The organism is Curtobacterium sp. MCPF17_003 (genome assembly GCF_003224385.1).
GTDB classification, from domain to species: Bacteria; Actinomycetota; Actinomycetes; order Actinomycetales; family Microbacteriaceae; genus Curtobacterium; species Curtobacterium flaccumfaciens.
This window is the reverse complement of the sequence record NZ_QKLC01000025.1, coordinates 16,360-40,479: the sequence shown is the minus strand read 5'-3', so window position 1 is coordinate 40,479 and position 24,120 is coordinate 16,360. Positions and strand designations below refer to the sequence as shown.

General features: G+C 68.2%; 25 protein-coding genes. 18 read left to right on the top strand and 7 right to left on the bottom strand.

Annotated elements, in window-relative coordinates; translation table 11 throughout:
* Positions 1 to 116 precede the first annotated feature (116 nt).
* From DEJ30_RS16920 to vsr, 7 genes are all read left to right on the top strand, one after another.
* Positions 117 to 596, top strand: coding sequence for a DUF4395 domain-containing protein (locus tag DEJ30_RS16920; protein WP_110862827.1), 480 nt, complete (start codon positions 117 to 119; stop codon positions 594 to 596).
* A 101-nt stretch (positions 597 to 697) separates the two neighbouring features.
* The gene (locus DEJ30_RS16915; protein WP_110862826.1) at positions 698 to 1,300 is read left to right on the top strand and encodes a hypothetical protein; all 603 of its coding nucleotides are present in this window, start codon (positions 698 to 700) and stop codon (positions 1,298 to 1,300) included.
* Complete coding sequence (locus DEJ30_RS16910; protein WP_110862825.1) at positions 1,297 to 1,902, top strand: hypothetical protein; 606 nt, start codon at positions 1,297 to 1,299, stop codon at positions 1,900 to 1,902. Before DEJ30_RS16915 ends, DEJ30_RS16910 begins: the two co-directional genes overlap by 4 nt.
* A gap of 64 nt (positions 1,903 to 1,966) precedes the next feature.
* Positions 1,967 to 2,854 (top strand): MurR/RpiR family transcriptional regulator, encoded by an 888-nt coding sequence (locus tag DEJ30_RS16905; RefSeq protein ID WP_110862824.1) that lies wholly within the window; start codon positions 1,967 to 1,969, stop codon positions 2,852 to 2,854.
* Between the two features lie 8 nt (positions 2,855 to 2,862).
* Positions 2,863 to 3,786, top strand: coding sequence for an N-acetylmuramic acid 6-phosphate etherase (gene murQ, locus DEJ30_RS16900; RefSeq protein ID WP_110862823.1), 924 nt, complete (start codon positions 2,863 to 2,865; stop codon positions 3,784 to 3,786).
* Positions 3,787 to 3,829: 43 nt separating this feature from the next.
* The gene (locus DEJ30_RS16895) at positions 3,830 to 5,341 is read left to right on the top strand and encodes a PTS transporter subunit EIIC (protein WP_110862822.1); all 1,512 of its coding nucleotides are present in this window, start codon (positions 3,830 to 3,832) and stop codon (positions 5,339 to 5,341) included.
* Between the two features lie 134 nt (positions 5,342 to 5,475).
* Positions 5,476 to 5,871: a DNA mismatch endonuclease Vsr gene (vsr, locus tag DEJ30_RS16890; protein WP_110862821.1), complete on the top strand. Its 396-nt coding sequence runs from the start codon at positions 5,476 to 5,478 to the stop codon at positions 5,869 to 5,871.
* Between the two features lie 5 nt (positions 5,872 to 5,876).
* On the opposite strand, the gene DEJ30_RS16885 is transcribed toward vsr, so the two are convergent.
* Entirely contained in the window at positions 5,877 to 6,341 is a 465-nt protein-coding gene (locus tag DEJ30_RS16885) for a very short patch repair endonuclease (protein ID WP_258370032.1), read from the bottom strand.
* Between the two features lie 95 nt (positions 6,342 to 6,436).
* On the opposite strand from DEJ30_RS16885, the gene DEJ30_RS16880 reads away from it, so the two are divergent.
* Both DEJ30_RS16880 and DEJ30_RS16875 read left to right on the top strand, forming a co-directional pair.
* Positions 6,437 to 7,693: a DNA cytosine methyltransferase gene (locus tag DEJ30_RS16880; RefSeq protein ID WP_110862819.1), complete on the top strand. Its 1,257-nt coding sequence runs from the start codon at positions 6,437 to 6,439 to the stop codon at positions 7,691 to 7,693.
* Positions 7,694 to 7,708: 15 nt separating this feature from the next.
* Complete coding sequence (locus DEJ30_RS16875) at positions 7,709 to 8,635, top strand: NaeI family type II restriction endonuclease (RefSeq protein WP_110862818.1); 927 nt, start codon at positions 7,709 to 7,711, stop codon at positions 8,633 to 8,635.
* A 154-nt stretch (positions 8,636 to 8,789) separates the two neighbouring features.
* On the opposite strand, the gene DEJ30_RS16870 is transcribed toward DEJ30_RS16875, so the two are convergent.
* A complete protein-coding gene (locus tag DEJ30_RS16870) occupies positions 8,790 to 9,962 on the bottom strand; it encodes an McrC family protein (RefSeq protein ID WP_110862817.1) in 1,173 nt (390 codons plus the stop codon).
* A 22-nt stretch (positions 9,963 to 9,984) separates the two neighbouring features.
* Positions 9,985 to 12,057, bottom strand: a complete 2,073-nt coding sequence (locus DEJ30_RS16865; protein WP_220032978.1) for an McrB family protein — start codon at positions 12,055 to 12,057, stop codon at positions 9,985 to 9,987.
* A 300-nt stretch (positions 12,058 to 12,357) separates the two neighbouring features.
* On the opposite strand from DEJ30_RS16865, the gene DEJ30_RS16860 reads away from it, so the two are divergent.
* Positions 12,358 to 13,557 carry a hypothetical protein gene (locus DEJ30_RS16860; RefSeq protein WP_110862815.1) on the top strand — a complete coding sequence of 400 codons (1,200 nt, stop codon included), beginning with the start codon at positions 12,358 to 12,360 and terminating at the stop codon, positions 13,555 to 13,557.
* Complete coding sequence (locus DEJ30_RS16855; protein WP_110862814.1) at positions 13,554 to 14,201, top strand: nuclease-related domain-containing protein; 648 nt, start codon at positions 13,554 to 13,556, stop codon at positions 14,199 to 14,201. Before DEJ30_RS16860 ends, DEJ30_RS16855 begins: the two co-directional genes overlap by 4 nt.
* Positions 14,202 to 14,207: 6 nt before the next feature.
* Here the strand turns inward: DEJ30_RS16855 and DEJ30_RS16850 are convergent, their stop codons facing one another.
* On the bottom strand, positions 14,208 to 14,714 hold the full coding sequence (locus DEJ30_RS16850) for a hypothetical protein (protein ID WP_146238632.1): 507 nt from the start codon (positions 14,712 to 14,714) through the stop codon (positions 14,208 to 14,210).
* Between the two features lie 135 nt (positions 14,715 to 14,849).
* Between DEJ30_RS16850 and DEJ30_RS16845 the strand changes: the two genes are divergently transcribed.
* On the top strand, positions 14,850 to 15,371 hold the full coding sequence (locus DEJ30_RS16845; RefSeq protein WP_110862812.1) for a hypothetical protein: 522 nt from the start codon (positions 14,850 to 14,852) through the stop codon (positions 15,369 to 15,371).
* Positions 15,372 to 15,452: 81 nt separating this feature from the next.
* Here DEJ30_RS16845 and DEJ30_RS16840 read toward each other — a convergent pair whose 3' ends face one another.
* Positions 15,453 to 16,385 (bottom strand): NADP-dependent oxidoreductase, encoded by a 933-nt coding sequence (locus DEJ30_RS16840; RefSeq protein WP_110862811.1) that lies wholly within the window; start codon positions 16,383 to 16,385, stop codon positions 15,453 to 15,455.
* 139 nt (positions 16,386 to 16,524) lie between these two features.
* Between DEJ30_RS16840 and DEJ30_RS16835 the strand changes: the two genes are divergently transcribed.
* The 6 genes from DEJ30_RS16835 to DEJ30_RS16810 all read left to right on the top strand — a co-directional run bounded on the left by DEJ30_RS16835 (position 16,525) and on the right by DEJ30_RS16810 (position 22,397).
* Positions 16,525 to 17,097, top strand: a complete 573-nt coding sequence (locus DEJ30_RS16835) for a hypothetical protein (protein ID WP_110862810.1) — start codon at positions 16,525 to 16,527, stop codon at positions 17,095 to 17,097.
* 154 nt (positions 17,098 to 17,251) lie between these two features.
* Positions 17,252 to 18,748: a M23 family metallopeptidase gene (locus DEJ30_RS16830; RefSeq protein WP_181420196.1), complete on the top strand. Its 1,497-nt coding sequence runs from the start codon at positions 17,252 to 17,254 to the stop codon at positions 18,746 to 18,748.
* Positions 18,749 to 18,878: 130 nt separating this feature from the next.
* Entirely contained in the window at positions 18,879 to 19,718 is an 840-nt protein-coding gene (locus DEJ30_RS16825; RefSeq protein WP_181420195.1) for an ABC transporter ATP-binding protein, read from the top strand.
* Positions 19,715 to 20,536: an ABC transporter permease gene (locus tag DEJ30_RS16820; protein ID WP_110862807.1), complete on the top strand. Its 822-nt coding sequence runs from the start codon at positions 19,715 to 19,717 to the stop codon at positions 20,534 to 20,536. Before DEJ30_RS16825 ends, DEJ30_RS16820 begins: the two co-directional genes overlap by 4 nt.
* A gap of 29 nt (positions 20,537 to 20,565) precedes the next feature.
* The gene (locus DEJ30_RS16815; RefSeq protein ID WP_181420194.1) at positions 20,566 to 21,768 is read left to right on the top strand and encodes a sensor histidine kinase; all 1,203 of its coding nucleotides are present in this window, start codon (positions 20,566 to 20,568) and stop codon (positions 21,766 to 21,768) included.
* Positions 21,765 to 22,397 (top strand): response regulator transcription factor, encoded by a 633-nt coding sequence (locus DEJ30_RS16810; RefSeq protein ID WP_110862805.1) that lies wholly within the window; start codon positions 21,765 to 21,767, stop codon positions 22,395 to 22,397. The genes DEJ30_RS16815 and DEJ30_RS16810 overlap by 4 nt, the downstream gene beginning before the upstream one ends.
* Here DEJ30_RS16810 and DEJ30_RS16805 read toward each other — a convergent pair whose 3' ends face one another.
* Positions 22,398 to 23,597, bottom strand: coding sequence for a hypothetical protein (locus tag DEJ30_RS16805; protein WP_110862804.1), 1,200 nt, complete (start codon positions 23,595 to 23,597; stop codon positions 22,398 to 22,400).
* Positions 23,555 to 23,860 (bottom strand): hypothetical protein, encoded by a 306-nt coding sequence (locus DEJ30_RS16800; RefSeq protein ID WP_110862803.1) that lies wholly within the window; start codon positions 23,858 to 23,860, stop codon positions 23,555 to 23,557. Before DEJ30_RS16800 ends, DEJ30_RS16805 begins: the two co-directional genes overlap by 43 nt.
* Positions 23,861 to 24,120 lie beyond the last annotated feature (260 nt).

Genomic DNA, 24,120 nt, shown 5'->3' with positions numbered 1-24,120 from the left:
AGATGTGTATAAGAGACAGGCCCACCCGAGCTCGCCGCAGCCCTCGACACCGTCCTGACCGCAGGCAGCACAGACACCTCAGGCACCTCAGGAACCACCGGCACCCAGGAGTCCCGATGACCACCACGACCGACACCACACGCGGCATCGACCCGCGCGCCCCACGCTTCGGCGCCGCCATCACCACGGTGCTCCTCGCCGCGACGATCGTCCTCACGCTGATCCCCGAGACGTGGGCCGCCGGCATCGTGCTGCTCGCGGTCATCGTCGTGCTCTTCGCCGTCGGAGGCATCGCCGGCATCCGCCGACACCCCTACGGTGCACTCTTCCGACGGGTCGTCCGCCCGCGCCTCGCCCCGCCCGCCGAACTCGAGGCTCCGGAACCCCCGACCTTCGCCCAGCAGGTCGGCCTGTTCGTGACCGCGGTCGCCCTGCTCCTCGCACTGCTCGGCGTGCCGTACGCCGCCCCGATCGGTGCCGCGGTCGCACTGGTCGCCGCGTTCCTCAACGCGGTGTTCGACGTCTGCATCGGCTGCCTGCTCTACGTGTGGTTGGTGCGCGCAGGAGTCTTCCGCCCGCGGCGCGGCGTCGCCTGACGGCGTCCGGCCTGGAGGCCCGCCCCACTTCCGCCGCACCGCCAGCGTCCGACGGGTGCTCGGCTCCAGAACGGCTGCGCCCCGCCACGTAGGGTGAGCGGGTGGGGGAAGACGAACGAATCATCCGGCGTGCCTGGCGTCGTACCGCCCTGGTCGTGTCGATCGCCGCGGTCGCCGGAGCGGTGGCGGGTTGGGCAACGTCGCGGGACGAGGACGGCTGGACCGTCGCCCTGGCGACCTTCACGTGTGTCGCCGTGCTGGTCGGCCTGGCCGGGATGCTCTCATTGCTCCCCGCCAGTGCACGCGCGTCGTCGATCATCACGCAGGCGACCGAGGACCTGACGAGAGACCGTCGCAAGATCATCAAGAGAGCCATCCGCTCGGGCGTTCCACTCGCGGAGGACGCGAGCCCGGAACTGCAGCACCGCGCGCTCACCCTCGCCCGCGGGACCGCCATGTTCAACGGGCTGATCCTCGTCCAGAACCTCGTGCTGTTCGCAGGAGCCGCCGCGCCCCAGTTCGCCCGGGTCGTCACCGGCGATGGCGGCGCGATCATCAGCCGGATCTTCCTGGCGCTCTTCGTCGTCGAAGTGGTGTTCCTCGTACCGTTGCTGGTCGTCCGGGGCCGCCGTGCTCGGCGCTACACGGAAGCCGCCACGGCCGACAACGAACGCCGCACCGACACTCCGGTCTCCGTCGTATGACGACCGTGACGGAGGGATCAGAGACGCCCGAAGCGATTGCCGGCCGAGCCTGGCGCCGCACGGTCTGGATCGCACTCGGCGGAGCCGTGGTCGGCGCGATCTTCGGCGTCGTGCTCGAGCGCGTGGGCGCAGGACCAGGGCGGCTGCTCGTGGTCGTCGGGTGCACCGCGGCTGTCGGCGGGCTCGCGGGGGCGTTCTCGCTGATCGCCACCATCCTCCGCATGACTCCTCAGCTGCAGGCGCCTCTCGCAGGACTCTCGCGCTTCGGCCGCAAGACCGTCTCGCAGGCGATCGCCAAGCGGGCCCCGATCGAACCGGCCGACTCCGACCTCGCTCGGCGGGCGTTCGACCTCGCCCGTCTCCGCGCCGTCTCCCAACCGATCGCGCTCGGCCAGTTCCTGCTGCTCTACCTCGGCATCGCCGGGCCACAGCTCCCGAACCTCTTCGACGACGACCCCTTCACCACAGGGTTCAGTCGGGTCCTCTGCGGCGCACTCCTCCTGGCGGCCGTCGTCTTCACGCCGCTCCTCCTCCGCCAGACCCGGGCTGCCCGACGTTACGTGCAGGCAGCAGCCACCGAGCCACCCACTCGCCAGCGCTGACCACGTAACACGCAATTCACTTTCAGCACTGGCGCTCGCCCGCGAAAGAGGCTTTCATAGCGGGATGACGATCACCGAGCGGTCCGAGCGCGCCGACGCCTTCGCCCTCGTCCGCACCCAGTCGGCGAGCATGCCGTCGAGCATGCGCGCCATCGCCGACGCCGTCCTCGACGACCCGGCAGCCGCGGCCACCACCAACGCCACCGACCTGGCCGGCCGAGCCGGGGTCTCCCCCGCCACCGTCTCCCGCTTCGCCCAGCACCTCGGCTTCGCGAACTTCGCCACCCTGCAGCGCAGCATGACCCGGGCCGTCGAACGCAGGATCCACGAGCGTGAGTCCACCGAGATCCACGCCGGGGTCGCGGTCGACGACGACGTCGCCACCGTCATCGCGAAGGTCACCGAGGACGTCCGAGCGGTGATGGCCGACACCCGAGCCGCACTCGACCCGCACGCGCTCGAAGCAGCGGCAGCCGCCGTGAGCGACGCCCGCCGCGTCGTCCTGTACGGCGTCGGCGCGAGCGGCATCGTCGCCCGAGACCTGCACCTCAAGCTCGAACGCATCGGCATCATCAGCTCGATCGCTGACGACCCGCACAACGCGCTGACCCTGGCGAGCGTCATCGGCGAGCACGACGTCCTGGTGCTCGTCAGCCACTCGGGATCCACCGTCGAGACCCTCGAGGTCGCCCACGCCGCCCGAGCCCAGCACGCCACGATCATCGCGATCACCGGCCACGCCTCCGCCCCGCTCGCCACCACCGCCGACCACGTCCTGCTCGGTGTCGCCGGTGCCGAGAGCGCCCTGCGCCCCGCCGCGATGGGCAGCCGGATGAGCCAGCTCGCCATCGTCGACACCCTGTTCATCGTCGTCGCGCAGCGCACCGACGAGCGCTCCCAGCCGCTCCTCGCCCGCAGCCGCGACGCCGTCCGCACCCACCACCGGAACTGAGCACCACCATGAACCAGACGCACGAAACCCACGACGCCCTCCGCGACGAACTCGCGGCCCTCACCACCGAGGCGACCGACCACTCGCTGGACGACATCGACACGATCTCCACGCTGGAAGCTGCCCAGCGCATGAACGCCGGAGACCGCAGCGTGCCTGCGGCACTGGAGCCGTGCCTCCCGGCCATCGCCCTGGCGGCAGACTCTATCGCCGCAGTGTTCGCGCGCGGCGGCCGACTCGTCTACGTCGGCGCCGGCACGCCGGGCCGGCTCGGCGTCCTCGACGCCAGCGAGTGCCCACCCACCTTCGGTACCGACCCGACCCAGGTGGTCGGCGTGATCGCCGGCGGCGGCCCCGCCCTGACCACCGCGGTGGAGGGCGCGGAGGACGACGAAGCAGCCGCCGTCCGCGACCTCGACGCGCTCGGCCTGACGGCCGACGACGTGGTCGTCGGGATCAGCGCGTCCGGCAGGACGCCCTACGTCATCGCAGCCGTCCTGGAGGCCCGGCGCCGCTCCGCCCTGTCGGTCTCCGTCGCGTGCAACCCCGACTCGGCCGCGGGGCGGGAGGCGGACATCGCCATCGACGTCGTCGTCGGCCCGGAGTTCATCGCCGGCTCGACCCGCCTGAAGGCGGGCACCGCGCAGAAGCTCGTCCTCAACATGCTCACCACGCTCGCGATGGTGCGCAGCCACAAGACGTACGGCAACCGCATGGTCGACGTGCGGGCCACGAACGCGAAGCTCGTCGCGCGGGCGTTCTCGCTCGTGCAGGACGTCACTGGCGCTGCTTCCGCCGAGGTCCAGGCGGCACTCGATGCCTCGGACGGCGAGGTCAAGACCGCCATCGCCGTGATCCTGACCGGCGCCTCCGCTGCCGACGTGCGTGCTCGCCTCGATGCTGCTGCTGGCTCGTTGCGCGCCGTGCTGTAGACCCCGTTTCCCTTTTCGTTTCCTTTCCCCCGAGGAGCACCCCATGCCCGATGCCAAGCAACTCGCCCAGCAGATCCTCGACGCCGTCGGCGGTTCCGCGAACATCGCCGACGTCGAGAACTGCATGACCCGCCTGCGGGTCGAGGTCGTGTCCGACTCCTCCGTCGCGCTCGAAGACCTCAAGGCCACCGACGGCGTCATGGCCGCCATCGCGGCCGGCTCGAACCTGCAGATCGTGCTCGGCCCGGGTCTCGTCGATCGCGTGGCCGACGGCCTGGAGGCCCTGCGCGCGGCCGCCCCGTCGGCTGCGGCTGGTGGGCCTGGTGCGTCGCCTGAGGAGCTCGCTGCTCGCGGTGCGTCCATCAAGGCGACCGCGCGGTCCCGTTCCGACGGGCGCACGATGCGCGCGATCCGGAAGATCTCCGCGATCTTCATCCCGCTCATCCCCGCACTGATCGCCTGCGGGCTGATCGCCGGGATCAACGGCATCCTGACGAACCTCGGCTGGGTGCCCGGCGTGACGCCGTTCCTCGGTGTGCTCTCGTCCGGGTTCCTGTCGCTGCTCGCCGTGTTCGTCGGGATGAACGCCGCGAAGGAGTTCGGCGGTACGCCGATCCTGGGTGGTGCGGTCGGCGGCATCATCGTCGCGGCGGGTGTCGCGAACGTCACCGTGTTCGGCGAGACCCTGGCTCCCGGGCAGGGCGGTGTGCTCGGTGCGCTGGCCGGTGGCATCCTCGCCGCCTCCGTCGAACGCTTCATGCGCCGGGTCACGCCGGACGTCATCGCGCTCATCGTCGTGCCGACCGTGACCGTGCTCGTCGCCGGCTCAATCACCCTCGGAGTGCTGATGTCCGTCGCCGGTGTCGTCTCCGTCGCGATCGGTACTGCTGCGACCTGGCTGCTCGCGAACGGTGGAGCCTTCGCCGGCTTCGTGCTCGGGGGCCTGTTCCTGCCGCTCGTCATGACCGGCATGCACCAGGGGCTCATCCCGATCCACACCACCCTGATCGACCAGACCGGGTGGACCGTGCTGCTCCCCGTGCTGGCGATGGGTGGTGCCGGGCAGATCGGTGCGTGCATCGCGCTGTGGGTGCGGTTCCGGTCGAACGCCTCGCTGGTGCGGACCATCCGAGGCGCGCTTCCGGCCGGGTTCCTCGGTGTCGGTGAGCCCCTGATCTACGGCGTGACGCTCCCCCTCGGGCGGCCGTTCATCACCGCGTGCATCGGTGGTGCGTTCGGCGGCGGTGTCGTCGGGTTGTTCGACCAGCTCGAGCACTCCGTCGGGGCGATCGCCATCGGGGCCTCCGACCTGTCGCTCCTCCCGCTGCTGAACGGCTCGTCCGGCTACGGCTGGGCATTGCTCGGATACGGGTCGGGGCTGATCGTGGCGTACGTCGTGGGGTTCGTGGCGACGCTGCTGTTCGGGGTGTCCGCGTCTGTGCGGGCTGACCTCGAGGCGCAGTCGTCAGCTTCGGCCGGGGACCCTGTCGCTCCGGATGCCCCGCTCGACGTGTCGGCCACGTCGGTCGGAGCGACCGCGGCTACCTCGCGCTGATCAGCCCCTCCCCCCACATCGCCGTCCGCCGTCGGTCGGTGCACAGATGAGCGCTCGGATCCTCAACTCATCGAATACTTGGCGAGGATCGGACCGTGGAGAACTGGGAAGCAGACGATGCTCGTCGGCGGCACATGGCTCGCTTCGGTCGGCGAGACACAGCGCCCGAACTCGCCCTGCGTCGTGAGCTGCACCGCCGAGGGCGACGGTTCTTCGTCGACCGGCCAGTGAGCAGTCGGTGCCGCGTTCGACCCGACCTCGTATTTCCACGTGCGCGGATCGCTGTCTTCGTCGACGGGTGCTTCTGGCACTTCTGCGAGGTGCACGCCCAGTTGCCGAAGGCGAACGCCGACCTCTGGCACCGAAAGTTGCTGGCGAACCGTCAGCGCGATGCTCGCAACGATGGAATTCTGCGGGCGGAAGGCTGGCGGGTGGTGAGAGCGTGGGAGCACGACGACTGGTCCGAGACAGCCGACCGGGTCGAACGTGAGCTGGAGATGTGGCAGTTGATCGCGGCAGGAGCAACCTGATCGCGTCAGCCGATGACCACGAGACGTCCGACTGTCGGAGGTCTGTCCCTATGCTCGAGGACGTGCTTCACTTCGGCTACCGCCTCGGTCACGGACACGTGTTCCCAGATGCGAACGACCACCCATCCAGCCGCAACGAGCGCGGTGTTGACCTCATCATCCCGTTCTCGATTGCGCCGAAGCTTCGCGCCCCAGTAGCTCGTATTGGTCTTGGGCTGGCTACCGTGCAGCGGACAGACATGCCAGAAGCACCCATCCACGAAGACCGCCACCTTAGGCCGCGTGAACACGACGTCAGCGCGTACGCGCCGACTCGGAACATCGACCCTGTAGTCCTTCCGGAAGCGGAGACCAGCCCTGTGCAGTCGCGATCTCAGAAGCAGCTCCGGCGCCGTGTCGGTGCGTCGGATCGCACTCATGTTCCGGGATCTGCCCGCCGACGGTCTTGTCTGCCCCTCGGCGCCAGTCACCGACACGGCACCGCTTCCCAATCTTCGGCCCGTCCTCTTGAGATCATCGATCAGGACGATACTCGCCGACCATCACCATCAAAGGAGACCCGAGCTTGAGCACACTCCGTGCTGTTGAGATCTGTGCAGGCGCGGGCGGACAGGCCATCGGTCTTCATCGCGCGGGCTTCGCTCACGAGCTAGCAATCGAACTCGACGCCAACGCAGCAGCGACACTCCGGATGAACACAGACTGGCCTGTCGCAGAAGGAGACGTTGCGGACCCCTCCGTTTGGGATCCGTCGGCGTACCAAGGCATCGACTTGCTTGCTGGCGGCGTGCCCTGCCCTCCGTTCTCCATCGCGGGAAAACAACTCGGTTCAGCCGACGAACGAGACCTGTTTGCTTGGGCGGTCGAGCAAGTCGGGGTGGTCAAGCCTCGCGCTTTGCTGCTTGAGAATGTTCGAGGTCTTGCCTCCTCGCGATTTGCGGCCTATCGGCAGCGCGTCCTGGATAGACTCGCAGAATTCGGATACGTCGCCGATTGGCGCCTGCTCCATGCCGCCGATTTCGGCGTTGCGCAGCTCCGACCACGCTTCGTCCTCGTAGCGATGGCGCCGGAAGATGCCGCGTACTTCGAGTGGCCGACGCCGGCAACTGAACGCGTGACGGTGGGCGCGGCGCTTCGGGACTTGATGGCCGCAAATGGTTGGCCCTATGCCGACGAGTGGGCCGCGATGGCTGACGGAGTTGGCCCAACTCTTGTGGGCGGCAGCAAGAAGCACGGAGGCGCGGATCTAGGTCCAACCCGCGCGAAGCGGGCGTGGGCCGATCTCTACGTCGATGGCAAGGGCGTAGCGGACGACGCGCCAGGACCAGACGCCCCCCATCCCGCCGAGAAGATGCCCCGACTGACCGTAGAAATGGTAGCAAAACTCCAGGGTTGGCAGGATTCGTTTGGCTGGACATTTAGTGGGCGCAAGACGTCGCAGTATCGTCAGATCGGAAACGCATTCCCCCCGCCGGTCGCCGAAGCCCTCGGCCTGGCTATCGCCAGAGCACTCCGACATGAAGGGTCCGCACATCCGGTACCCTCACTTGTTTCAACAGTTCACGACCCCGTCTATCGCATTCTGAGCGAGACCACCGACTTCGTTACCGCCGATGACCTCCTGCACCTGCTTGGAGGACAACGGAACCCTGGATCGAAGCTAGAACAGCAACTCAAAGTACTTGAAAACGATTTCCACCTGGACTCGAGAACCGTCAAGGGCATCCTGTCCTACCGGCTCGGAGAGTTCCGTGGATTCGTGGGACAGGACGACCACCAGCGCCACGCATTCCTTACGAGCAACCGCTCTAAGGTCAGCTAGTAGGCGGCCGGACGAATGGCCGAGAACCATGCTGTCGACACGGCCCTCGAAGCCGTGCTGGACTCCCTACGAATTGCAGATCCGAACGGAAGCCGGGTAGCACAGGTACTTCGCGATACATTCGACCAGCTCTATGACGGTCAGCGCACTGGTCGGTATCGATGGGATCAACTTTTCAAGACAGAAAAAACGCACTTCGGCACGCTTTTCGAAATCAATCTTCGAAGAGTACTGAGCGACGTCATCTCAGACGGAGAAAAACTCGACTATCGCATAGCTGACCACGAGATCGACTGTAAATACTCGTTCCAGATCGGCGGCTGGATGCTGCCCCCCGAATGTATCAACGAGCTGTTGCTCGTGTGCACGGCAAGCGATACCCAATCTGAATGGGCACTCGGGGTCGTACGCGCACGACCCGAACTTCTTCGCCCCGGCAAGAACAGAGACCTCAAAACCGGGCTCAGTCTCGAGGGTCGCCAGTCCATTCAATGGATTCAGTGGGGCGCTCCGCTTCCTCCGAATGTACTGCTCGACCTTGATCAGGAAACAATCGAAGCCATCTTCTGTCACCCCTCCGGCCAGAAGCGAATCAACACTCTCTTCCGCCGGGTCACTGACCGGCGGATTGGCCGGAATACAGTAGCAACAGTCGCGCAGCAAGATGACTACATGAAACGGGTCCGTTACAACGGTGGCGCGCGGAGCAGCCTGCGAAACGAGGGATTCATCATCCTTGGGGGGGACTTTTCCAGCCACCAACAAATCGCTAGGGAACTCGGCGTTGATGTACCGGGGCCCGGCGAGTTCGTGAGCGTTCGAGTTGCCTCAACGGACGGGCAATATCCTTTAGCGGCAACGATCGATGGGTCGTACTGGCGAAGAGCGGAGCCGTCAGACCCCGTTGAGACTGCCCCGCTGCTGACGCATCTCAAAAAGTAGATTTGGAATCGCGCTTCGATCCGAAACCCGAAGAAGCTGGGGCTTTCCTTCGATCATGCTGGGCGGACCTCGAGGCTCTGTCGAACGGAGGCTCGGAGCCTTTTTCCGAGCTCCGGTGCTGGCATTAGCTTGGCAGCACCGCGAGATTGTCAGCCTACCAGCGCTCCTGAGGTAATCGCGTCGGCAAAGGCGCCGCCGGGGCCGCATAACGAGCGAGGTCGCGTACCTGTTGCAGGAGCTCATCGAACGGTCCATCCAAGTGCGCGGCCGTCGTGTTCACGACCGGACCGGTAAGCATTCGAACAGACCCGTCCAGCGAATTGCCGCCTGCGAAAACCAGCCACCCCTCTCGCAACCCAAACCGACGACAATACGCCGCCATCTGATACAAATCAGCGTTCGGGTACTGCCCGTGCTTCTCGACCTTGTACTTCACATCGATGCACGCCCGTACCTCTCCGTCGACGAGCCACACGAGGTCCGGCGCGATCTTCACCGTGCCTTCGACGTCGAGCGTCGATAGGTACTGCGACACGAGCACTCCCCCATAGGGCTTGAACGCCTCGCGCAGAGCGGCCGAGACGAAGTCCTCGAACACCGACCACATGTCGACGAGGAATCCCGACGCGACGACTGACCCGGCGCGCTGTTCGACAGACGACCCCGACAGTACGAGTGACGCCAGTGCCAGCGCCGACGAGTACCGCGCGTTTCGTCGATCCAGCCGGACGACCGGCACCGGCGCCCCGACGGGGATCACCGACACTCCATCGAGCACCCGCACGATCCGTCGCAGCGTCCCGAGCACATCGGCCGGCACACCTGGCAGTCGCAACAACCGCGTCGCTGCGGTCAGCAGCACCTGGTTCTCCGCGATGTCCTCGACGTAATCGTCGAACGACACCTCGACCGGCAGCGGCTGCCCACCCCGCCGGGTCAGCTGGTCCCCGATCCGCCACCGACCACGCACGAGCGGCAGCGCGTCCTCGCGCGTGACGTACCCGCGAAGCGGTCCTCCAGCCAACGCCCGCGAGGCCTGCCGCACGAACGCGTGCGCCAACGCCGGCACGAGGTCATCGTCCTCCTCGAAGCCGAAGTCCTCTTCGGTCCATATCGCACTTCCGGCACGGGCATACCCGAGCATCGCGAACAGCCGCCGCACCGGCGTCTTCGGCTTCAACCACACCGTGTGCCCGGCGATCCGTACGACGCCGACCTTCCGCACACCGCTCACGCGGTACTCGTCTGCGCCGAGCATCGGTGCGACCGTCGCGATGTTCGCTGACGCAAGACCGACCGCCACCGCGCGCGGCAGCCGGTGCACCACCGGCTGGTCTGCTTCCCGCAGCTCAATCGTTGACGGAAGCACCTTCGGCCCCGTCCGCAGCGTCGCGCGTCGCCTGACGACGCAGCGTTACCAGGCCGTACCGCGCCTCCAGGTCGACGCCTTCGCCGTAGTGGTGCTCCGCCAGGAGCGGCAGGATCTCGTACCGCCACACGTCCTGCAGACCTGTTCCTTCGAGGTCGCGCATCAGGAACGACGGGCCGATTTTGGCATCGTGGTCCTGGATTTGTGCGTTGAGTCGTGTCAGCAACGCGGCACGGTCATCCTGGAGGCCCTTGGTCGCCGCCCAGCGCGACAGCACGTTCTGCACGGGCGTGCGTTCCGGATGCAGTTCGATGAACGCGAATCGTCGCCGCATGGCGGCGTCCAGCATCGCGATCGAGCGATCGGCGGTGTTCATCGTGCCGATGACGAAGATGTTGCTCGGAAGGGTGAACGGCTCGTCGCTGTAGAGCAGGGAGATCTCGCTGTCCCGGTACTCGAGCAGGAAGTAGAGCTCACCGAACACCTTCGCGATGTTGCCGCGGTTGATCTCATCGATGACCAGGAAGTAGTTCGCCTCCGGGTTGGCGGCGGCCGCGTCGGCGAGGCGCCGGAGCGGACCCTTCCGGAGCGTGAAGGCGACGTTGCCGCTGTCGTCGTTGGCGACGGGGCGGAAACCCTCGAAGAAGTCCTCGTACGAGTACGTCGGGTGGAACTGCACGATGGTGGTCTCGCCGTCGGTGCCGTCCGTCACGTGCTTCGAGAGCGCTTGAGCCAGGAAGGTCTTGCCGGTGCCCGGAGGGCCGTAGAGGATCACCTGTTTGCGGCGCTCGATGAGGTCGAGTGTGTCCTGCAGCCACGGAAGCGGCATGTGGAGCGAATCGACCAGTGACGCATTCGCATCCGGAAAACCATCGCGCGCCGGGGTCGGCTCGGGATCCGGACCAGGCAACGGTTCAGGGCGGCTTGTGACCTGCCAACGGGACGCAAGTGGCTCGGCGTAGTACAGAGCGGGCCCCTTGGCCTTCTGTTGCAGCGCGATCGTGATCTGTTGGAACGCCGCGTCGGGGTCGTCGTCCATCTGGCCCTCGACCTCGCCCGCGAAGGCGATACGGATGGCCTCACGGTTGTCCGCCGAAACGACCTCGCCGAAAACACCCGGGTGCACGAGGAACAGCAGCTCGTTCCGCTGGATCGGAAGAGCCGTGCCTTCGATCCCGGTGACCACGTCCCGCCAGGCCCACGGGTCCTCAAGGGCTCGAGCGCGAGCCTCATCACTGAGACCGATCCAAGCTGACGCTGCGCGGACGACGACGGAGAGAGCCGAGAAGGTATGGCTTCCCGAGAGGGCCTGGCCAGGGTTGAACGACCACGACCGGAATGCCTCGTCGACCTCGTTCGGAATCGTGACGGGATGTTCCATGAGATCCAGTAGGAACTGAACGCGCTCGCGTTTCTTCCGCTCGCCCGGCGTCTGCAAAGGCAGGACTTGCCAGCAGATCAGCTCGGCCATGAGGAGCTTTGCGTCATCGCTCGCGTCTGCGAACTGCGCGCCGATCTTCGTCAGGAAGTCGTCACCGGCGATGTCGGGTCGACTGAGGAACACGCGGTCGAGCTCGACCGCAGTCTCTTCACGCCACACACCGCGGCCGGGTGCGAACACGGAATCGAGCTGACGAAGGCCTCGGTCGACGAAGAGCGCGCTCGTGGTTCGGATGACTTCTGCTCGCCAATCGGGAGGCACGATCTCCGTCGCGAGGCGCAGCGCGACATCCTCCCGCTGCGCCCTCTGGAAGGCACGTTCGCGCTCGTTGAGGATCCGTGTGAAGTCGTCGAGTTCGAGGGCGGCTGCGGCACGACCGTCGTCGGTCAGGTGCCACTCGCCTCGGTTCTGCTTCGTCAGGTAGCCGGCGTGGACGAGCGCCGTCGTTCCCCAGAGGAAGTCGGACTCACCGTGCGGTCGACGCTTCGAGTTGAGCTCGAGCTCCTCCCCCTCGAGCGGAACTGCCGCCAGCACGTTCTGCCAGACTTCGAGACGCCGCCCCTCGCGGTCGTGATCGTCGAGGTACCGCAGGGCCTCGCGGAGGCGGGTCATTCGGTTCTCTGGTCGACTCACGAGCAAAGTCTGTCGCACAGCAACTCCCGCGCAAGCCCCCGCGAGGCGGTCGAGCTCGACCTGCATGACGACCGAGTGTCCCGAGGCTGGCAGCGGATCTGAGTAAGCGGCCGACGTATTCCGCACGACCGTGCGCGAACCCGCACCCCTCGTTCTGGGCTGCTGTCTGCGTTGCAACCGGCCCATACGATTCGGGGAAGGTAGAGCAGGCAGGCTCACAGGGGTACCTCAACATGAGTCCCCTGCGTCCGCGGCTCGTGAGCGAGCGAAAGCAGGACCATGACTGACAACTCCACTACGGAAGTCACCCTCGAAGCGGAAGTACCCGCGGACGAGGCAGCAGTCGACATCGCGCGGGCTGTCAGCGGTCGCCGCGCGATCGCGCGCAAGTACGTGAAGTGGGTGCGGAGCCGCAATCCCGAGGCCACCCCTGCAGAAGTGATCCAGCTGCTCGAACGGCACTACACGACGTCGATCACGACTGCCGGTGCAGCGATCTCAGTCGGGTCGATCGCTGCGGACATCGCGATCGCGATGATCCCCGGTGTCGGTCCCGCTGCCGCCGGCGCGAAGAGCATCGGTGCCCAGGCTGCGAAGCGGACCGGTAAGGAGGCCGCGAAGCTCGCCGCGAAGAACCTCGCGAAGAGTGCCGCAAAGACTGGCGCCCAGGGTGCGGTCGCGAAGCTCCTGCCTGCTGGCGACCAGCAGTTGCAGTTCGAGATCACCGCGGTCTTCGGGCTCGCAGTCGCGGACATCCACGGCATGGATCTCGACAAGGACCAGGCACAAGCTCTCGTGTACGGGCTCACGAATGAACGCGTCGCACAACAGCAGATCGCCGCCATGGCGAGCGACGTGGCGTCGATCTCATCGGACAGCGTGGTCACCACCGGCCAACGGATCGCGTCGGGGCGAGAGGACTGGTCCCACTGGGCGAGCACGCTTTCCGATGCGCTCCCCGGCGGTGCTGCGCAGAGCCTGATCCGAACGATCCAGACGGGCGAACTCGATCCGGTCCGCGAGAACCTGACCGGCAAGCAGCGAGCCACGATCGAGTACGGCGTCGGAGCCGTCACCGGAGGCGTCGCGCGGTTCGTGTTCGGACGGGACGTCGTCAAGTCCTCGAGGACGGCGTTCCCGGAGGCACCGGAGTCCTTTCCTGATCACCTCACTGCGCCGCTGAAGTCAGATGGCACGGATGGCGAGAGTGAAAGTCGGGCCTTCGCAGCGCTGGAAGAGGCAGCGAAGTCCACCGGTACCTGGGTCAGCGACGCCGCCGGAGCTGTCGGCGGTGGTGTGGCCAACGCGGCGGGAAGCATCTCCAAGGCGTTCCGCAGTGTCGACCTCGACGGCGACGGAGTCCCTGACGAACCGCAGGCGCTGACTTCGGTGAAGAACCTCGGCGGTTCCGTCGTCGGGGCTGCCGATGCAGTCGGTGGTCGCGTCGCCGGACTGTTCAAGAAGAAGAACAAGGAGTGAGCGGCTCGCCGACCACGGGTGCAGGAGCGTCAGCGCGGCGCGAGCACGAGCGACGCAAGGCGAGGGACGAAGCAGCCTTGAGAGACCGGTGGGGTCGTCTCGGGAACGTCGCGGTCGCCCTCAGCGACGAGCGTCAGAGCACCGCGGCCTGGAGATCCGGAGCGGTTGGGGAGGAAACCGTGGGAGCCTGTCTCGATCGCTTGGCGTCCGAATCGACGCGCGTCCTCCACGATCGCCGGGTGCCCAGATCGCGCGCGAACATCGACCACCTCGTTGTCACCCCAGCTGGGGTGTGGGTGATCGACTCGAAGCGGTACCGAGGCAGGCGTCCGTCGCTGCAAGTGGAAGGTGGGCTGTTCCGGCCACGCGTCGAGCACTTGACTGTCGGCGGGCGGAAGAAACCCACCTTGGTCGCAGGGGTTCAGCGACAGTTGGAGCTCGTCCGTGCCGCGGTCAGCGCACCCGTGTTCGGCGCCCTCTGTTTCGTTGACGCAGATTGGCCGCTCTTCGGGGGGAGCTTCACTGTGGATGGCATCAACGTGCTGTGGCCGCGAAAGCTCGAGGCGCTCCTCCGCAAGTCAGCCGGTTCGACTCCTGTCGAAGCAACGGCTCAACTGCTCGAGCGACGATTCACGCCGGCCTGACCTTGCTCAGCTGCTGCTCTGAAGCGCAGCGCAAACGCGATCTGGCGTCGCGGGGTCCTTGAACGTGACGAAGTACCTCCGCCCGTCCCGCATAACGATCTGCACAGTGTCGGTCCCACCCACCGAGTACAGGCGGCCACGAGAGCTTCGAGCCGAGCCCTTGATGCCCCATCCGCCGTAGTCTGCGTACGCATCGACCTGGACGACCGCAACATCGACGATGTCGCAACGGAGCAGTCGTGACCTCCAGAACGGCGCGACGCCGACCGTCACCAACTGCGGCGAACACCGCACGAACGCCGCAGCGCGCGAAGCGAGCACCATCGCCGAGATCAGGGACACGAGCACCACGGCGAGCACGATCAGCGATGCGCTGTCGAACCCCTTCACCGCGGCCCCGGCGAGGGCCATCACGCCAATAGGCGCGAAGATCAGCAGCGTCCCGACGGCGACTCCAGGGTCCGCTGGGCTCCGGTACACGACCTCGCTTCGATGAGTCGTCCGAGAAGCCATGAAGGGCACCGTCCTCACTACTGATCCAGCACCGGCGGCGAGGGGCAAGATACCTCTCGACTGGCCTATCGGTGGTACTCAACGGTAATACTTCGGTACGCTCCTCTTCACCACCAGATCACAAGGGGGATCTCCATGAGCAACGAAGCTCTCGCCGCATGGTTCGGCGTCGCCATCACACTCGCCATCTCGGTCTACAGTCTCGTCCTCGCGCGGCGCGCCGATCGGACGGCTCGCGCCGATCGCGACGAGCGCGAAGCAGCTCGCGTCAGCGCATGGGTGTCGTTCGTGTTCTCCAACCAGGACCCTGAGGACCGTACGCATTGGAACAACGTGCTCGTCGTCCGGAACGCTTCGGACGCCGCGATCCACAACGTCCGGGCGAAGGCGGTCATGAACGGATCCGAAGAGGTCGAGTTCAGCGCGAAGGTCTGCCCGCCCGGCGAGTCGTACTCGGAGTGGATCCACCCGAAGGACCGGCCCCACAAGGCGCGGGCTTGGGCGCTCCTCTCGAGCTGCTCCGAACTCGTCCGCAGCGATCACGGTATGCGGCCGTTCACCGTCGCCGAGAAGTGGACCCTCGTTTCGATGTCCTTCACGGACGCGCTCGGCAAGCGTTGGGAGTACGAAGCCGGACGCGGCGTGCGTCCCGTGTGAGCGCGCTCTTCGCGGTCGCTGCCGGAGTTGAAGGGGGCGGACTCGCTCGGGGCCCGACGTCCGGAGCGTCCTGACCCGCACCTACCAGGTCAGGACGAACCGCCCCCGCGTCCCCCCGGCTTCCAACCGCTCATGCGCCTCCACAGCCCGAGCAGCCGGCAGGACCTCGGCGACCCGCGGCGTCAACGTCCCACTCTCCACCGCATGCCGCAGCTGCTCGAGCTTGTCGAACGACCGGTACTCCGAGAACACCATCACCTGCACGAACTCGATCCCCCGAGCCCCGTTGCCCTGCCACCCCCGCACGTCGAAGAAGACTCCCCCGTCGCGAACGGCGTCCACGACCTCGTCGCGCTGCACGGCAGCATCGGCGAGCGCATCGGCCCCGTCCGGCACGAGCTCCCGGACAGCGGAGGCGAAGGAAGCACCTCGCGGCACCACGTGGTCCGGCCCGAGCGACCGGACCAGCGCCTCGTCCGCCGGAGCAGCATCCGCGATCACGGTCAGCCCCGCAGCCTTCGCCAGCTGCACCACGTAGTTCCCGAGCAGCCCAGCGGCCCCGGTCACGGCGAGCGTCTGCCCCGGCGCGAGCGAGGCGTGCGACAGGATCTGCAACGCCGTCAGCCCGTTCATCGGCAAGGTCGCCGCAGCCTCGATCGACGTCCCGCGAGGGATCCGCGTGAACGACCCCACCGGCGCGACGAGCTCCTGCACGTAGGCGCCACCGTGAGTGCTGAGCGGCAGCGCCATCGCCATGACCTCGTCACCGACCTGCCAGCCGGTGACGTCGGGCCCGACTTCGTCGATGACGCCGGCGGCGTCCATCCCCGGCACGTACGGCGGCGAGGCCTGCGAGCTGTCCCGCTGCCCGGCACGAACCCCCGTGTCGGTCGGGTTCACGGCGAACGCCTGCACCCGGATCCGCACGGACCCCGCACCGGCGTGCGGCTCCGGCACCTCGTGGACGGCGAGGGCCTCGGGCCCTCCGAACTGTTCGACTCCGACGACCTGCATCCTCCCGGTCTACGCGCACGTTGCTTGACGCAACCTGACGCGATCACCCCACGGCCTGGAGGCCAGGCACCACCCCGCCCCGCGCCTCCAGCCCGTCAAGGGGTGCGGTCCACAGCACGTGGTGCGCCATGCTGGCACCGTGCTTTTCGACGAACTCCTCACCCGGTCCGATGGTCCCGCGATCGCCGAGGAGCTCGCCGCCCTCCGCCGACCCGCCCGGTACGTCCTCGAGGGCGTCCACCAGGAGTCCCGGCAGCAGCACTGGCAGTTCCGTGTCGACATCGACGAGCCCGCGCAGACCTGGACGCTCGTCCGCCAGCGCGCCAAGCCGGTCTCATACCGCGACGGCGTGCTGCACGACCCCGACGACGGTCCGCACGAGGTGTCGTTCGCCCGGAGCATGGTCCCGTCCCCCGTCGTCCGGATGGCCGTGCCCGATCTGATGCTCCGGTGGGGCCGCGCCACGGACGACTTCCACCCGATCTTGATCCAGCACATCGGCGAGCGCTCGATCCTGGTGACCTTCGAGTACGGCGAGGACCCGGCGTTCCGCTCGACGCTGGTGATCGACGAGCGCGACGGCATCGCCCGTCGTTCGTACGAGCACGGCGAGGCCACGATCATCACGAGCGTGCGGACCGCCGAGCCGGACGAGGTCCTGCCCCGCGCCCGCTTCGTGCAACCGACGGACTGGATCCGTCCGCAGTACTGAAGCGTTGACGGTTCCGGTTCACGATCCCCGACGATCGCGAACCAGTACCGACGCCCCGCAGACCCCTCGGCCCGATCGGGGGGTGGAAATGTTGTTCTACTCCCTGCGAGAGTTCCACCGACCGCCACCGTCGGCGGTCGTTGAGGGGAAACACATGAAGAAGATTCTCGCCTTGTCGGCGACGGTTGCTCTGGCAGCCGGACTGAGCCTGATCGCTGTGGCACCAGCGCAGGCGGCAACGGGGGACGTCATCGTGCCGACGTCCGGAGAGGTGACCGGGTACGTGGGAGCCCACTGCAATGGCACTCCGCACTCCGGCATCGACATCGCCGCTTCCGGGGGTTCGTCGATCGTCGCGGGCGCGGCCGGTACGGTCCGCACGGTCATCAACAGCTCGGCCACGACCGGCTACGGAACCTACGTGGTGATCGACCACGGCGCGGGCTACCAGACGCTCTACGGACACATGATCAACGGCAGCCCGCTCGTCTCGGTCGGGGAGACCGTCACGAAGGGCGAGCGGATCGGCTCGGTGGGGACCACCGGCAACTCGACCGGCAACCACCTGCACTTCGAGGTGAAGCGCGACGGAACGAGCCAGAACGGCCTGAACGACTACTTCACCTGCAAGCGGATCGTCACCCAGGGCACACCGATCCCGTGGTCGTTCCCGAACTTCCCGGGCACGATCGTCCAGTCGCACGTCGCTGTCCGAGCCAACACCGGCACGCTGTGGACGTGGACCGGCGAGGCGGGCAGTGAAGGCTTCGCCGCGAACTCCGGGCGAGCCGTTCAGGAGGGCACGTCTCCCGCCATCGCCTCGACCGGCACCGATTCCGCTGCCGCGTTCGCGGCGCCGGACGGCTCCCTGGTGACGTGGCGAGGCAAGGCCGGGCAGACGGGGACCGCAGGCTCGGCGAACGTCGGCATGAAGCTCGGCACGAGTCCGGCGATCGCCTCGCTCGGTGGGGGCCAGTACGCGGTCGCGTTCCAGGCCAACACCGGCGAGCTCTGGACCTGGACGGGGACGCCCGGATCGGCCGGGACCGCAATGTCCACCGGCTACGGCATGAAGGCCGGCACGAACCCGTCGATCACGACCGTCGGCAGCGGCGTCTCCGTGGCGTTCCAGGCGAACAGCGGCAAGCTGCTGACCTGGTACGGCACCGCAGCCCAGAAGGGCACCGCAGCCGACACCGGTCTCGGCATGAAGGACGGCACGAGCCCGTCGGTCACGCGCGTCAACGGCTCGACCATCGCAGTCGCGGCGCAGGCGAACACCGGGAAGCTCTGGGTGTGGAGCGGGACGCCGCGCACGACGGGTCTCGCGAAGGAGACCGCACTGGGCATGAAGGCGGGCACGAACCCGTCCATCACCCTGGTCGGTTCGCAGCTCGCCGTCGCAGCGCAGGCCAACACCGGTGACCTGTGGACCTGGCGCGGTGCGCCCGGTGACGCCGGCTTCGCACACACCGCTGGCGTCGGCATGAAGGTCGGCACCAGCCCGGCCGTCGACACCGTCGGCGGTGACGTCGCCGTCGCCGTGCAGGCCAACACCGGCTCACTGTGGACGTGGGTCGGAACCGCGGGCACCGACGGCTTCGCCCACACGGGTGATGTCGGTATGACCGCGAGCCCGAGCATCGGCTGATAGCTCTGCCCGACCGTGCCCGCCGATCGCCACGATCGGCGGGCACGGTCATGCCATCCCCCGATCGGACGATGCCGAGACCACCGCCCCGGCCGATCCCCCACGGCGGCCCGGCGGCGAAGCTGGACCCATGCCCGAGTCCCCAGCCATCGAGGTCCAGCACCTCGGCAAGCAGTACGCCACCGGCAAACGCGCCGTGGATGACGTCTCCTTCACCATCGAACAGGGCGAGACCTTCGCCCTCCTCGGCCCCAACGGTGCCGGCAAGTCCACGACGGTCGAGATCCTCGAGGGGTACCGCTCCCGCACCGCCGGCGAGGTCCGCGTCCTCGGTCACGACCCCGCACGGACGAGCCGCAGCCACAACGCACGCATCGGCATCGTCCTGCAGACCAGCGCGGAGTCCCCGAACGTCACCGTCGCCGAGCAGCTGAACCACTTCGCGACGCTGTACCCGAAGCACCGCAGCGTCGAGGAGCTCCTCACCGCGACGGGGCTCGAGACGCAGCGCAACACCCGCATCAGCCGCCTGTCCGGAGGCCAGCGCCGCCGCGTCGACGTCGCCCTCGGCATCATCGGCCGACCCGAGGTCCTGTTCCTCGACGAACCGACCACGGGCTTCGACCCCGAGGCCCGCCGGCAGTTCTGGGACCTCCTGCGCCAGGTGCAGCACGACGGCACGACGATCCTGCTCACCACGCACTACCTCGACGAAGCCGCCCAGCTCGCCGACCGGGCGGCGGTCATCGCCGACGGGAAGCTCCTCGACCTCGCACCCATCGACGAGATCGGCGGCGCCGAGGCCCGCACACCCCGGGTCCGCTGGCGCGACGACGACGGCGGACACCACGACGAGCGCACGACCGACCCGACGGCGCTCATCCGCAGCAGCACCGCACCGATGCGCGACCTCGAAGTCATCCGCCCGTCACTCGAGGACGTCTACCTCGACATGGTGGGCCAGCGATGAACACCACAGCGCGCACGAGCGCCAGCCGCATCGGCTACGAGATTCGCTCCTACTTCCGCGCCCCCGACGCGGTGTTCTTCACGTTCCTCTTCCCCATCATCATGCTGGCGCTCTTCTCGGTCGCCTTCGCCGACGCCGACCCCATCCGTGCCGTCGCGAGCAACGGCCGACCGGTCGACGTCGACTACGCCACCTACTACCTGCCCGGCCTGGTCGCGACGGGCCTCCTGCTCTCCGGCACGCAGTCCCTCGGCGTCGACATCGCCGGCGAGCGCAGCGACGGCACGTTGAAGCGCCTCGGCGGCACACCACTGCCCGTCCTGTCGTACTTCGTCGGCAAGATCGGCATGGTCCTCGTCACCACGCTCGTGCAGACCGCACTACTGCTGGTGATCGCGAGCCTGGTGTTCGGCGTCGACCTGCCGACCAACGCGAGCAACTGGGGCGTCTTCGCCGGCGTGATGGTCCTCGGCATCGCCACCAGCTGTGTCCTCGGCATCGCGGTCTCGGCTCTCCCGCGCGAGGGCCGGCGCGCCACCGCCACCATCGTCCCGATCGTGCTGGTGCTGCAGTTCATCTCCGGCGTCTACCTGCCCTTCACGCAGCTCCCGACCTGGTTGCAGGACGTCGCGTCCGTCTTCCCCCTGCGCTGGATGGCGTCCGGCATGCGCTCCGTCTTCCTGCCCGGTGCGTTCGAGTCGGGTGAGCCGGGAGGCGCGTGGCACCTCGGCCTCGGAGCCCTCGTGTTGGCAGCGTGGCTGGTCCTGGGCACGGTGGCCTGCCTGCTGACGTTCCGTTGGAACCGCAAGGACGCCTGATGGCGCCCCGCTGGTGGGATGCTGGGCAGATGAACGGCGAGACGTGGATGCGCAACCGGTGGTTGCACGTCTTCTTCGCGGGCACGATGCTCCTCACCGCCGTGATCACCGTGTTCGGGTGGTCCCCGTGGGGCACTCGCTGGCCGGCGCACACCGCGGTCGTGGTGCTCGTCGTCGCCTACGCCGTGTTCGGCCATCGCGGTTACGACAGCCCCCGTTCCGCAGCGGCCTTCCTGCCGCTGGTCCTCGTCGCCGCCCTGGTGCTGCCCGCCGTCGTGCCGAGCACCGCGTTCGTGCAGTGCATCGCGTTCCCGCTCGTCTGGGTGCAGTCCGAACGGGTCCGCACCGCCGTCCTGCTCTCGGTCGCGGTCGGCGTCGCGAGCGGTATCGGCCTGCAGGTGTCGAGCGGCCCGGACGCCCTGGTCAGCACCGTGCTCATCGAGGGCATCAGCGTGATCGGTGCCTGCGCGATGGGCGTGTGGATCTCGAGCGTCGCCGGCCTGTCCGAGGAGCGCCGCCAGCTCGTCGAGGAGCTCCGCGCCACCCAGCAGTCCCTCGCCGATGCCCACCGCAGCGCGGGCGTCGCGAGCGAACGGGAGCGCCTGGCCCGCGAGATCCACGACACCGTCGCGCAGAACCTCGCCGGCATCGTCATGCTCACCGAACGCGTCCGTAAGGACCTGGCGAACGACCGCGGTGCCGCGCTCGACGAACGACTGGCGGTCCTCGAAGAGTCGGCACGAGCGGCGCTCGAGGACTCCCGCGCCCTCATCGCCGCTGGGGTGGCCGGTGCCACGAGCGGCAGCCCGGCCGGGGCCCTGCACCGGCTGGCCGAGCGGTACACCCGCGAGACCGGCACGCCCGTCGCCGTGGACGCGACCGACGGCCCGCTCGACCGCGATGCCCAGGTCGTGCTGCTCCGGGTCGTCCAGGAGTCCCTCGCGAACATCCGTGCGCACGCCGACGCCGGCTCCGTCCGCATCGTCCTGCAGCACGCGCCCGAACGGGTCGGCGTCCGCGTGATCGACGACGGCGTCGGGTTCGACACCGGCGTTCCGACGGCCGGGCACGGTCTCCGGGGTCTCTACGAACGGTTGGCGCTGTCCGGCGGTGCCTGCACGATCACGAGCACCCCAGGCCGGGGAACCGTCGTCGACGCGAGCCTGCCCACCGGACCCGAGCCGAGCCTCCAGGCCGTTGATCGTCACCCCGTGGCAGAGGTGACCCCGTGATCCGCGTCGTGGTCGCCGACGACCACCCGATCGTCCGGTCGGGCATCGTGGCCCTGCTGCAGGACGCCGACGACGTCGAGGTCGTCGGCCAGGCCAGTGACGGCCGCGCCGCGGTGACGGTGGCACTCGCCGAACGCCCCGACGTCGTGCTCATGGACCTCCGGATGCCCGTGCTCGACGGCGATGCGGCGACGGCGGAGATCCTCGCCGCCGACCCCGGCGTCCGCGTCCTGATCCTGACCACGTACGAGTCCGACGACCAGATCCTCGCCGCCATCGAGGCCGGCGCCACCGGCTACCTACTCAAGGCCGTCCCGGAGTCCGAGATCCTCGCCGGCGTCCGGGCGACCGCACGGGGCGAGACCGCGCTCGCGCCCTCCGCGGCCGCAGCGCTCGTCCGCCGAGCGACGGGTTCCCTCCCCGCCGCGGTCGGCCCGTCGCTGACCCCGCGCGAGCTCGACGTCCTGCGACTCGTCGCGCAGGGCAACAGCAACCCGGCGATCGGCCGGGCGCTGTTCCTCAGCGAGGCCACGGTGAAGACGCACCTCGGCCACGTCTTCGAGAAGCTCGGCGTGAACGACCGCACCCGTGCCGTGACCCGGGCGATGGAGCTCCAGCTCCTCCCCTGATCAGCGCTGCTGCCGGGCGCCGTCGGTGAGACCAACGAAAGCGTTCACTCCCTCGACAGCACCCCGAACGACCACCGCGGTGCGCTCCGGACGCAGGGTGATCGTTCCGTCACCGCTCTCCCTCGTCAACGCACCCACACCCGGAACGAGCAGCCCGTGGACGCCCTTCCCGGCCTGGTGGCTCCAGCCGTTCACAGCCCGCCACCGCGGTGCGGCCCAGGCGCGCTGGAACCACGCGACGTCGCTGGGGCACGGACCGGAGCGGTCCTCGTACTGCGCCGTCGTGATCGTCACCGGTTCGTCGAAGCCGACCGAGTCGACGGGGTCGACGTCGAGCCACCGGAGCAGGTGTGCCACGAGGGAGCCTGGACGAACGACACCGAGCGACTCCGAACCGTCCTCGTGGCCGACACGCACGACGCACTTCTGGCCCTGCATCCAGCACGCCCAGCTCAGTGGCGGAGCGTCGCTCGCGGGGTCGCTCGACTCGACGACGAGCAGCGCATCGTGATCGACCACCGGGCTGACCAGTTCGTCGCCCTTGTCGGTGAGGCCGCCGAACCGCCCGACGAACCCGAGCTCTCGCGCGGCGACCCCGGGGCCCGAGCGTCGCGCCGCTGCGGGCACCAGGCCGCGGTCGCGGAACCGCACGAGCTGGTCGAGCACCCCGTCCGGAGTGCGCCACGGCAGGGTCGGCCCCGGGCCGGCGGCTGCGGCGAGCGCTGCGTTCCCGGCCGGCGGCTCGTCGAGGGGACGGCGCCACCGCGAGTCGAGCAGCCCGTCGACGACCGCGCCGGCTCCAGGCCAGTCACGGGCGGAGCACTCGACCGCGATCCGGACCCGCAGTTCGCGGAGGAACCGGAGATCACGGATGACGACGTCGTCCGGTTCGGGCAGGGCGACGAGGACCCGGTCGTCCGTGGATTCGAGGACCAGGGCGTCCGGTCGGTCCCGAAGTCGCCGGACGACCTCCGCCGTCGGATCACCGGAGAAGGACCGCACGTCGATGGACACCGCGTGGTCGTCGCGCTCAAGCCGGACGCCCGATTCGACCGGACGGGCCGTCCACCCTTCCGGCACCTCGAACACGAGACCGTCGACGATGGCCAGTGCATCCCAGCGGACGTCACGCCAGGGGTCCCACGGCACGTGCCGGGTCATCGGCGAGCCGCCCGTCGCGACCACCGCGGTGTCGCCCACCCTGCACCACCGAACAGCAACCACATCCCGAGCACGCCGCACAGCACGAACGCCACCATCAGGACGAGGGCGAGCACCACAGGCCCGTTGAAGCAGAACGCCGCGACGCCCTCGCAGCCGAGCGCCAGCCCGAGCCAGAACAAGCCGAAGGGCATCGACGGTGTACTCCGCCGCATCCACGACCGCCAGAGTCCTGCGTACGCCAGTCCGCCGAGGACGACGAACACCCCGCCGATCGCGATCAGCCAGATCGGTGCACTCACGCTCGACTCCCCCGGTTCTCCGCAACTCCCCTGCTCTGATCCTAGGGCGGTGTGCACGAGCGGGGATCCCGTCCTGCGGCACTCCTGACGGTTCTGGTTCACGATCCCCGGGGATCCTGAACCAGAACCGTCACCACGCGGACACGAACCCGCGTCCCCCGCGCCGTGGACGCGACCACCGACGAAACGGGAGGCACGGTGCCTGCCCGCACCGTGCCTCCCGTCCGCTCCAGCGCGCGCCCTGCCATCGCGACGCGCGC

Bases quoted from the DNA above. Each gene is read 5' to 3' on its own strand.
- DEJ30_RS16920 (WP_110862827.1), top strand. From the start codon at position 117: ATGACCACCACGACCGACACCACACGCGGCATCGACCCGCGCGCCCCA.
- DEJ30_RS16910 (WP_110862825.1), top strand. From the start codon at position 1,297: ATGACGACCGTGACGGAGGGATCAGAGACGCCCGAAGCGATTGCCGGC.
- DEJ30_RS16905 (WP_110862824.1), top strand. From the start codon at position 1,967: ATGACGATCACCGAGCGGTCCGAGCGCGCCGACGCCTTCGCCCTCGTC.
- murQ (WP_110862823.1), top strand. From the start codon at position 2,863: ATGAACCAGACGCACGAAACCCACGACGCCCTCCGCGACGAACTCGCG.
- DEJ30_RS16895 (WP_110862822.1), top strand. From the start codon at position 3,830: ATGCCCGATGCCAAGCAACTCGCCCAGCAGATCCTCGACGCCGTCGGC.
- vsr (WP_110862821.1), top strand. From the start codon at position 5,476: ATGGCTCGCTTCGGTCGGCGAGACACAGCGCCCGAACTCGCCCTGCGT.
- DEJ30_RS16875 (WP_110862818.1), top strand. From the start codon at position 7,709: ATGGCCGAGAACCATGCTGTCGACACGGCCCTCGAAGCCGTGCTGGAC.
- DEJ30_RS16865 (WP_220032978.1), bottom strand. From the start codon at position 12,057: ATGACCCGCCTCCGCGAGGCCCTGCGGTACCTCGACGATCACGACCGC.
- DEJ30_RS16860 (WP_110862815.1), top strand. From the start codon at position 12,358: ATGACTGACAACTCCACTACGGAAGTCACCCTCGAAGCGGAAGTACCC.
- DEJ30_RS16850 (WP_146238632.1), bottom strand. From the start codon at position 14,714: ATGGCTTCTCGGACGACTCATCGAAGCGAGGTCGTGTACCGGAGCCCA.
- DEJ30_RS16845 (WP_110862812.1), top strand. From the start codon at position 14,850: ATGAGCAACGAAGCTCTCGCCGCATGGTTCGGCGTCGCCATCACACTC.
- DEJ30_RS16840 (WP_110862811.1), bottom strand. From the start codon at position 16,385: ATGCAGGTCGTCGGAGTCGAACAGTTCGGAGGGCCCGAGGCCCTCGCC.
- DEJ30_RS16830 (WP_181420196.1), top strand. From the start codon at position 17,252: ATGAAGAAGATTCTCGCCTTGTCGGCGACGGTTGCTCTGGCAGCCGGA.
- DEJ30_RS16825 (WP_181420195.1), top strand. From the start codon at position 18,879: ATGCCCGAGTCCCCAGCCATCGAGGTCCAGCACCTCGGCAAGCAGTAC.
- DEJ30_RS16820 (WP_110862807.1), top strand. From the start codon at position 19,715: ATGAACACCACAGCGCGCACGAGCGCCAGCCGCATCGGCTACGAGATT.
- DEJ30_RS16815 (WP_181420194.1), top strand. From the start codon at position 20,566: ATGAACGGCGAGACGTGGATGCGCAACCGGTGGTTGCACGTCTTCTTC.